The sequence below is a fragment of the Holospora elegans E1 genome, assembly GCF_000648275.1.
Classification (GTDB): Bacteria; Pseudomonadota; Alphaproteobacteria; order Holosporales; family Holosporaceae; genus Holospora; species Holospora undulata_A.
This window is the reverse complement of record NZ_BAUP01000024.1, coordinates 1-9595: the sequence shown is the minus strand read 5'-3', so window position 1 is coordinate 9595 and position 9595 is coordinate 1. Positions and strand designations below refer to the sequence as shown.

The window sequence follows — 9595 nt, the reverse complement described above, 5'->3', positions numbered from 1 at the left end:
TTTGGAACGCAGAATATCAATTGCCTCGTACTAGCTGTTAGAGTTGGAAAGATTTCATTTTCTTTGTTTTGGAGCATGCTTGATCACCAGGAAAATTCGCACACCCAAGCACGCATCAGTTTATTAAGCCAATTTAAGGAAATCTTTGGGGTCGATAAAATTCTTTCCTTTTCAGCTGATCGCGAATTTGTGGGCAAAGATTGGATCACTTATTTGTGTGACTTATTTGTGTGACTTATTTGTGTGACCACAAGATCCCTTTTTTTATCCGTATAAAAGATAATCCATTGGCCAACTTCGGCACCTCTAAAAAGCCTTTGAAGGTCAGAGCACCTTTGTATTCATACTTCACAAGGGGACTTAGGTGGATCAAAGATAAACGCTTATTCTTTGATTTCAGCGATCTTTTAAACTACCTGAAAAAAAGTGAGGAGGAGTATGGTTTTTTACCATAATCCCCTGTATCAAATGAGATTTTATTATCTCGGATAGGGCATGTTATTTACTTCCTAACCAAGCTTTTTATCAGATTGTGAAGACAGGTTCTAAGTAATTTTAATGTTTTTTAAAAAATTAAAATTCCTAAAAATAAATACTAAGATACAGAAATTTATTTTTTTAACGAAATCTCGTATAGTATAAGTTGTGGAAGTCACATTTTTGTTAATGGTAAAAAAAATTTTAAAAAAGCTTGGGGACCTAATTTTTTAACAGGACTTCGGTGTTTTTTGGGATTGTGGATGGGAATTCGGTTGCAATATCACCTTGATTGGACCTTGATGGTTGTTTTTTCCTGCATTATGTTAACTGACGTTTTAGACGGGTGGTGGGCAAGATCCTATAAAATTACCTCAACATTAGGAACAATCTTAGATCCTTTGGCAGATAAGATTATGATCATGAGTGTAATATTTGGGCTAGTAAAGCGTACTGTTTTACCGAAGTGGTTTTTTTACTTAACATTAGTAAAAGAAGTTACCTTAATAATTGGCAGTTTGTATGGTGCAAAATCCTATAAGCATTTCCCCCTAAAGGCAATACTCTGGGGAAAAATCGCAATGTTTAGTCAGTGTGTTTTAATTTTATTGGCAATGAGTCGTATTCTTTATCCATGGCACCATATAGGGTATGATGTTTATCTTTGGATTGTAACACTTACCATGAGTATTGCCTGGTTGATTTACGTATTTCGGGCTAAAGGGCATTTGCTATGACGAAATTTGAAACAAGATGTCTAAGTATATGTTTTCTATTAAGCGTAACTGCAATATTTTATTGGAGTTTTGGAGCATTGATTCCTTTTATCGTAGGATTTGTGTGGGCGTATTTATGGCGTCCTTTAATCTTGAAGGCTCAAAATCACAATATTGCTCCTGGAATTAGTGCTTTTTGCATTACTTTTTTTACATATTGCATTCTGGGAACAACGTGCATAGTATTAATTCCTTCTGTCAAGCATCTTTTAATTTTTTATTTCAGAATTTATCCGTAGGAAAAGAAGAAATTTTAAGCATGATTTCTTCTACTTTAAAAAAAATGCACATTCCATCCCAAAACGGGTATTGGATAGAACGCACCCTAGAAGATGGACTTTCTATCACTACAACTAAACTAAAAGAAATTATGTTTTATGTTCTTCAAAGTGGATGGACTGTAGCAAAAGTCTTGACAATCATTGCTATGGCGCCATTCTTAAGCTTTTATATCATGAAAGATTGGGGAGCATTCATAAAAGCTTTAACCACTTGCATTCCCATTCCTTATCGAAAAGAAGTATTAAAAGGAATAGAAAGTATTCACTTAACCTTTTCTGCATATTTAAGAGGGCAAGCACTAGTATGCATAAGTTTGTGTGGATATTATGGAATTGCTCTTAAATACTCTGGATTACAATTTGGATGGCTTATTGGAGTTCTTATTGGGGTCTTTTCTTTTATTCCTTATGTCAGCGTATTTTTAGGAATTTGCGTATCTTTTTTGATCGCACTTTTAACATCTGCCTCTGTTAGTCTTAAAATATTAGGTGTAATTTTTGTTTTAGGATACGGCCTAGAAGCATTATTTTTAACACCGTTTCTTATTGGAAAACGTATTGGGGTACATCCCATTATTGTGCTGCTTGCTATTTTTTCTTTAGGCCATAGCATTGGATTTGTTGGAGTCCTTCTTTCGGCTCCATTAACAGCTATAGTTGTAGCGTTTTTGAGGTTAATAAGAGAGTATTATCTAAAAAGCACGTTATATCAAGGAAGGGAAAGATAGATGACAAGAGATTCTACATTAATGCCTGAACAAAATGCTTTAGACTTTTCTTTAAGGCCGAGTTCTTTTTCCGGATTTATCGGACAAACACAATGTATTGAAAATTTAAAAATTTTCTTAAAAGCAGCTAAGCATAGAAAGGAATCCTTAGATCATGTGTTGTTACATGGTCCCCCTGGTCTTGGAAAAACGACATTAGCGCATTTGATTGCAAAAGATTGCGAAAGTCAACTAAAAATAACTTCAGCTCCTGTGTTGACCAAAACTGGTGATTTGGCGGCGTTGTTAACTGGATTACAAAAGCAAGATGTTTTATTTATTGATGAAATTCATCGGCTTCCCGTTGCCTTGGAAGAAGCGCTTTACAGTGCTATGGAAGATCGACGGCTGGATATTATTTTAGGAGACGGACCACATGCTCAATCTATGCGCCTTTCTTTAGAGCCTTTTACGCTGATTGGCGCAACGACCCGAATAGGAATGCTAAGCTCTCCATTAAAAGACCGTTTTGGAATAACGCTGGCTTTAAGATTTTATACGATACCGGAAATGCAAGCCATTATTTTTCAAGGAGCAAAAACCCTAAACATGTCCCTTACTGAAGAAGCCATGCACGCAATTGCGTTACGTTCCAGAGAAACTCCCCGAATAGGATTGCGATTATTACGACGGATTCGAGACTTTTCAGACGCCTGGAATGTTTCTCTTATTGATGAACCTTTAGTATTAAAGGCGCTAAGCGCCCTTGGCATTAATGTATTGGGACTAGACGTTTTGGATCAACGATATTTATTTGCATTAGGAAGTCTGTTTCAGGGGGGGCCTGTCGGAATTGAAACGTTATCTGCAACTCTTAATGAAACAAAAGACACCTTAGAGGACGTTGTTGAGCCGTATCTTCTACAAAGAGCACTTATTCAACGCACACCTCGAGGACGCATTCTTACTGAACTAGGCCGAGAAGCACTTTCTTTGTGCAAATTTTCTGTTAAATAAGTGATAAGAAAATAACAAGTCTGCAATGCAGTCCTTGCAGACAGTTCTATAAAAGATACTGTTTGAGTTCATTTTAATTATTTGTATAGTAATTCAGATTAAAAATGGGGAAGAGAGGTGTTATTTTTAACAGAAAATGACAAAGAAACAAAACAGCTTCGATCTAAGGGAGCAAGTAATAGAATATATTAAACTTGGTAAAGATCAAAAAACGACATCAAAAATATTTAAAGTTAGTAAAAGCAGCGTAAGTAGGGGGGATAAGATACAAAAAAGAAGGGATAATTAGGTCTGCCCCACGGGGGTAGGGATTTACATTCAAGCCAATAGAGATAAGGAATGAGCTGAGGCAGCAAAGCTAGTTAACGCAAGTATTTTTTCTGTATACGGAAGGTTAAAAAAGTTAGGAGTTAGCTATAAAAAAAAGCCTTTACCTATGTAAAAGTACGCGAAAAAAAACGAAGCAATTAATCAAGGCGCTATAAAAGGCATAGCGACTGAAAGCTTTGTATATAGTGATGAAAGTGGTATAGAGCTAACGATTTTCAAAGATAGAGGATAGGACGAAAAAGGTAAGAAGCTAATAGGTAAAAAAAGTGGTAAATATTACGCGCGAACAAATATTATAGCGGGATCCGTGAATAATAAATCGATAGCTCCAATGAGTGGATCTTGTACTATGAAGGTATTCGAAACTTGGGGGGAACAATTTTTAATAAAGGAGCTGAAGCCAGATCAGGATGTAGTTATGGATACTTATGCTTCACCGATCACAGAAAACTAAAGTTTTATGAGGCTATTTCTGCATTCTTCCAAATCTCATCTTCAGGCTAAATGACTATAGTATCGCCTTCGTTGGTCGAGGAGCTTCGACTATACACTAAAAACTAACGAATCAACCACGAAAACATCTCGATGAATGTCAATAAAGCAGGTGCAGTTAAAACGGTATTTCTTGCAGCTCTTAAGCGCGGAGATAAATTAAGTACTCTCAACTCAAAGCGTGTCTAGAAAAAAGAGCGAACTAAAGACTCATAAATTTTTTCATCACCTATCGTTTTAAGAACAATAACTCATACCAAAATTATGTGGAGTTGAATATACACTTTTTTATGATTACTGATTTAAAGTGATGAGAAATACAGAAAAGATTATTTTAATAAAAATAAACATTATTGAAGATTATCACGAAAATAGAAATCAAATGCTTTAGACTTAAGATTAGTAATGAGCTTAGTTCACAGATTTTGAAAGAAATCCAGTGATTGATTGAATGCAATAAAACAAAATATTATTTTTTTGTTGACAAAAGTTTGGTTTTTTTATAGAATTGTTAAGTAAATGTTAATTTTGTTTATTAAATGAAAGCAATAAAAATTTTTTTTCTATTTGTCACCATTCTTGAAATTGCAACTTCTTCCTATGCATCAGATAATTCGAAGTCGAAGAATAAAAAATCTCGAAAAAGTGAAAAATTGAGAAGGCTCCCCCCCCCAGTAAACATGCACCCACAACAAGCAAAGGGAAGATCACAGCAATCACAAGCACAAACTTTACAGCAAGCACAAGCACAAACTTTACAGCAAGTAATACAAAAATCGAAACGAGAGCATGAGGAACAACAACAATTTGAAAAGATTTTAAAGCACACAAGAGAAAAATCGGAACGAGAGTATAAAGAACAACAAGAACAAGCACAAAAACAAGAACAAGCACAAAAACAAGAACAAGCACAAAAGCAACAACAAGCACAAAAGCAACAACAAGCACAAAAGCAACAACAAGCACAAAAACAAGAACAAGCACAAAAGCAACAACAAGCACAAGCTCAGACTTTACAGCAAGTGATACAACAATCGAAACGAGAGTATGAAGAGCAACAGCTTGCACAAGTACAGACGCAACAAACTGATGCTCCATTCTTCAAAACTGCAATTTTTGGAGGAAGTAAGAAAAAATTTTGGGAAAAAAATGATTCCAACATGAGCAAAATAATCCCCTGGAATACATTTGAAGCTGAAAAACGCAAGGCGCAAAATTTATTTCGTGACTGTTCTCTTGAAAGCAATCAAGGACAAAATAAGATGTTTGTACGAATTCCCGGATTCAATGATGGATCATGTTTGTGGAGCCATCTAGGAATTGCTCCTGAAGATATGATTAACATTATGATTTCTTGTGTCTTCACATTATCAAAAAATTTTGAAGATCCCCAGTCTAGGGGGGACTTTTTCCAAGAGGTCTTTGAGATTATTGATGTGCTTGATCCTTCAGGAAAATTGACAAGTCAAAAAGCAAGCAACATAATGCAAAAAGGCTCAAAAGATGATGCAGGTTTAGATATTGCAAAACAATTCAATCTGTTAAAAGACAATATTTTCCAGTTGTGTAAAAGTTGGTCTAGTGCGGTTGAAAAACATGGTGGAAGAATGGTTGAAACAGCTCAGGCAGTGACTGCGTTTCGTCCCCCAAATGGAAGTACGTTTTTTCAAGAAGTGTCTCAGCACCTAAAAGTAAACATTGAAATTTTTACTGGAAAAATTGCGAAGGGTTCTTTGCCTTCCCCCATTACAAGCAGTAGAGTTTTTAAGTGTCAAGGAGCACAACACTGGTTATATTTATTGCAAGATTCTGAAGAACTTGGTACACACTACGATGTTTTATTAGAAAAGGGCAAGCCCGTCAGTAAAGCGATTATTGAAGAGATGAATTCTTTCTTAAATAAATAGTTATCAACGTTTTTTTTAAATTTTACGAATGATTGAAAAAAATTTGGTAAGGTGCTCTCATCACAAGGCAAGAGAAAATTAAAATCAAAGTTTTTTCAGTCTAAAAAAAATCAGAAAGTAAGTGTAATTAAGGCCCGTCCTCAATTAATTTAATTTTTTGAGGTTTTTAACCAAAGATAGTAGATTGTTTTCAAAGTTTTATTAACGTGAAGTGCCGCAAAAATACGCATTATTACCTCCAGCATTTCAAGTGATCGTTTAGTTTGCAAGGGGGGCGACAAAATCTCGCAAACCAATGGCGGTTTTGAGCGTTATTTTGTTCAATGCAAAACGTTTTATCTTTTCCCTGAAATAGGCAGGTGCTTGGAATGATTTTATTAAAACCTGCCCAATGATCTCTGCAAGAAACAATGATCTCTGCAAGAAAATTTTCCATTTTTTCAATCGTTCAAAAAGCCGTTTGAATGTTTGACTCGAGAGATCACCAAATTCTCAATCGATGAGCCGTTTTCCAGCACGATCGTAGGATTTAGAAATACAAGCTTTAAAAATCCAAATTTTTTGCTTCTTTTTTTAAATAATGCCAAAATTCATCGACTTTCATGACAATACCTTTGTCTTCTGGAGATGGCTCGATTTTGGCGCATAGCCTTGATTATAAGGTGCCCGCCCGCTTCAAAACGGCGGTGGCGCCGACACCAAAAAGCTGAGCAATTCGGTTCATTGAAAAGCCGTTTACGTATAAAACAAGGATTTTTTACATTTGTACCGCTGACCTCCTCGAACAAAACCGCTTTTAAAGCAATCCGAATATTCACAAATTTTACATACAATCATTTTTAGAGACTTTTTAAAGACATCCTTACCAATCCTAATAAAAAATATCTTTAGTTAAAAGCTTCTTTTTTTCTAATACTTATTTTGTAAACCTTTGTAAAGTGTAATATTTCTTAGAAGTTTTAAGAATCTTCCATAATATTATTAGACACCCTGTTGTAAAAAAAGCAAATAAAAAATAAACTGCAGAAATTCCTAATATTTTTAACGTAATTTCATCACAAGAAACTCCGGGTTTTGATAAAAAATTTTCCATTTGAGCATTTAACGTGTCTCCAGATGGAACTGGTGCTTTACAAAAAGATGCTAAGGGGAGCCAATGATTTTGAACCGAAAGGTGATAAAAGGTCACTCCCCCCCCCAAACACCACAATCCAAAAGCTATCCAGCTAGATGATGCGTAAACGGTCCAAGTCCCAGTAATCATTAGTAAGGTTCGCTCTACATGACATAATGTGCACCCAGTATACCCAAAAAAATAATCCAAAATGTATGCAAAGATCGCCATCATAAAAGCAATCCCCCCTAAGGCACGTATTAAGGTGTTCCAAGAATACAGTTGACTCGTTCTTACATCCAACATGATTTTCAAAAATTTTACTTTTTAGACTTCTCCCCATTATAATAGAATACTTTCAAAATTTTCTTTATTCCTTCTAAAAAAGTTTCTGAAAAGTTTTGATTTAATTCCCCCTATAAAAAAACGAGTTGATAAAAATTTTTTTACCTTTAATCGCCCCAATATCTTAGCTTACGCGTGAAGTGCTCGTCCTTGAGCAGAAAGTACGGCTTCGTGCAACATTTCGCTCATCGTTGGGTGAGGAAAAATAACATCAGAAAGCGCCTCTGGAGTTGCTTCTAACTTTTTTGCCACTAAAAGAGAACTTAGCAACTCAGGACTGCCTTGTCCAAAAAGATGTGCACCCAACAACTCTCCTGTGTCCTCTTCGAAAATAACCTTAATTAACCCAGAACCTGAGCCTTGCGCTAATGCTTGACCGTTTCCGGAAAAAGGAAACCGTCCAATGCGCACAGCATGGCTCTTTCTGGCTTTTTCTTCTGTGAGCCCAAAACTTGCCAAAGGAGGCAAAGTATAAATACATCCAGGAATAGACAACGGATCAATGCTATGCTTTTTTCCCGTGATTATGTACTCTATACAAGCTATACCTTGATGACTGGCAAGATGCGCAAGCCAAGGCGCGCCAATAACGTCTCCGATTGCGTAAATATTAGGCTGTAAAGTTTGAAACATTTCGTTTACAACGATGTGCCCTTGAGAAACCTGAACTTTCGTTTTCTCTATTCCTAAATTTTGTACGTTCCCCGTAACACCTATAGCAACCAATATTCGATCTGTTTGGGCGCATCCATTCCAAAGCTCAACTTTACTCCCATCTTTGCAACTCATTTTTGCAGAAATTTTTCCCTGATTGACTTCTGCAGATAAGAGCTCCATTCCTAGGTGGAATTCCATCCCCTTTTCTTTAAAGGCTTTGTAAGCCATATCTCTGCATTCACTATCTTCACAGGGTAAAATGCAAGGTCCTTGCTCTAAAATAGTGACTTTTGTTCCTAATTCTTGATAAAATGATCCAAATTCCATACCAATAGCTCCGGCACCAATAATCAGCAAACGTCCTGGAAGAAACTCTGGAGTCATAGCGGCACTGGCATTCCAACGAATGGACTGGGGAATATCCAAGGGAAGATGTTTTGGTTTTGCCCCAGTAGCAAGAATTAAATTTTCAACTTCTAAAAATGGGATGTCCAGACCAGACACTTGAACCAAAATATTATTAGGAAAACACGCTTCTATGTGGGCTCTTCCTTTTATTACGGTAACGTTGTGTTTTTTCATTAATCCTTGAAGACCGCTAGAAAGAGTTTGAGAAACTTGTCGAGAACGCGCAACCATCTTTTGAAGATCGAACGTTTTTCCCTGAACGAAAATGCCGTGCTGAGACATTTTTTCAAGATCTCCCCACAATTGAGCACTTTTCAAAAGTGATTTTGTGGGAATACACCCCCAATTAAGGCAAACCCCACCTAAGTTAGCTTCTTCTATAAGCACTACAGAGCGCTGAAGTTGAGCAGCCCTAATAGCAGCCACATAGCCCCCCGGTCCTGCACCAATAATCCCAATATCGTATTTCAATTTTATTTCTCCCAGTGGCGGATCAACATACACGATAATAATTTTGTAATTCTATCAATTTTTTAAGTACTCTGTCTAGAGGGTGAAAAACTTTATATATTCCTTCAAAATACTCCCATTTGATTACTTTTAACCGCTTTGAAATGCCACTATATGTCGCTTCAATGCCACTTTGCATTGATCCAAACCCTTGGTTGATTAGCTTTTCTAACATTCTTAAACTAGTTTTCTTGCCAAGGAGTATTAATCTCAGCAAACCTTTGAATAGTAATTCTCCGGTGATTTTATTATTATATCTATTGACATCGTAAAGTTTTCCTAGTCTCTCTAAATCTTCTTCTTTTATTAAAGACATAATATTTTCTAATTCTTCCATATATCAATACATCATTATAAAATTAAAACTTTATACTCATAATATCTATCTCAACCACTTTCAACACTTATGGGGGCTAGGGAGGGAAAATAATGCACCTCAATCCCCCTTTTTTACGCTGCTTTTTTGGTGTCTTTGCTTGTGGGGGCCTTGATCAAAGATCAGGCAGAACGGCGCCTTTGGATAAGCATCTTTCCGCTGATCAAAAAACGTCTTCAAGGGGTTTAAGGATACCAC

11 protein-coding genes and 1 pseudogene are annotated in these 9595 nt (G+C 36.2%); 7 read left to right on the top strand and 5 right to left on the bottom strand.

What is annotated here, in order from left to right:
- The 7 genes and pseudogenes from HE1_RS08490 to HE1_RS08485 all read left to right on the top strand — a co-directional run.
- Nucleotides 1-234 (top strand): annotated as a pseudogene (locus HE1_RS08490) (hypothetical protein); the annotation flags it as partial.
- Between the two features lie 53 nt (nt 235-287).
- The gene (locus tag HE1_RS07865; RefSeq protein ID WP_206537200.1) at nt 288-455 is read left to right on the top strand and encodes a hypothetical protein; all 168 of its coding nucleotides are present in this window, start codon (nt 288-290) and stop codon (nt 453-455) included.
- Between the two features lie 153 nt (nt 456-608).
- Nucleotides 609-1214 carry a CDP-alcohol phosphatidyltransferase family protein gene (locus tag HE1_RS06280; protein WP_084490786.1) on the top strand — a complete coding sequence of 202 codons (606 nt, stop codon included), beginning with the start codon at nt 609-611 and terminating at the stop codon, nt 1212-1214.
- A 175-nt stretch (nt 1215-1389) separates the two neighbouring features.
- Nucleotides 1390-2262, top strand: coding sequence for an AI-2E family transporter (locus HE1_RS00370; protein WP_084490784.1), 873 nt, complete (start codon nt 1390-1392; stop codon nt 2260-2262).
- Entirely contained in the window at nt 2263-3258 is a 996-nt protein-coding gene (gene ruvB, locus HE1_RS00365) for a Holliday junction branch migration DNA helicase RuvB (protein WP_035543309.1), read from the top strand.
- Nucleotides 3259-3394: 136 nt separating this feature from the next.
- A complete protein-coding gene (locus HE1_RS10145; protein WP_084490781.1) occupies nt 3395-3547 on the top strand; it encodes an IS630 transposase-related protein in 153 nt (50 codons plus the stop codon).
- A 1072-nt stretch (nt 3548-4619) separates the two neighbouring features.
- The gene (locus tag HE1_RS08485; RefSeq protein WP_035543304.1) at nt 4620-5987 is read left to right on the top strand and encodes a hypothetical protein; all 1368 of its coding nucleotides are present in this window, start codon (nt 4620-4622) and stop codon (nt 5985-5987) included.
- 232 nt (nt 5988-6219) lie between these two features.
- Here HE1_RS08485 and HE1_RS09480 read toward each other — a convergent pair whose 3' ends face one another.
- The 5 genes from HE1_RS09480 to HE1_RS00335 all read right to left on the bottom strand — a co-directional run bounded on the left by HE1_RS09480 (nt 6220) and on the right by HE1_RS00335 (nt 9358).
- Entirely contained in the window at nt 6220-6423 is a 204-nt protein-coding gene (locus HE1_RS09480; protein WP_052567126.1) for an IS1 transposase, read from the bottom strand.
- A 154-nt stretch (nt 6424-6577) separates the two neighbouring features.
- Nucleotides 6578-6805 (bottom strand): hypothetical protein, encoded by a 228-nt coding sequence (locus HE1_RS07855; RefSeq protein ID WP_373279889.1) that lies wholly within the window; start codon nt 6803-6805, stop codon nt 6578-6580.
- Nucleotides 6806-6903: 98 nt separating this feature from the next.
- Entirely contained in the window at nt 6904-7404 is a 501-nt protein-coding gene (locus HE1_RS00345) for a disulfide bond formation protein B (protein WP_162531123.1), read from the bottom strand.
- 171 nt (nt 7405-7575) lie between these two features.
- Nucleotides 7576-9015: a dihydrolipoyl dehydrogenase gene (lpdA, locus tag HE1_RS00340; protein ID WP_006287855.1), complete on the bottom strand. Its 1440-nt coding sequence runs from the start codon at nt 9013-9015 to the stop codon at nt 7576-7578.
- Nucleotides 9005-9358 carry a hypothetical protein gene (locus HE1_RS00335; RefSeq protein WP_035543300.1) on the bottom strand — a complete coding sequence of 118 codons (354 nt, stop codon included), beginning with the start codon at nt 9356-9358 and terminating at the stop codon, nt 9005-9007. Before HE1_RS00335 ends, lpdA begins: the two co-directional genes overlap by 11 nt.
- Nucleotides 9359-9595 lie beyond the last annotated feature (237 nt).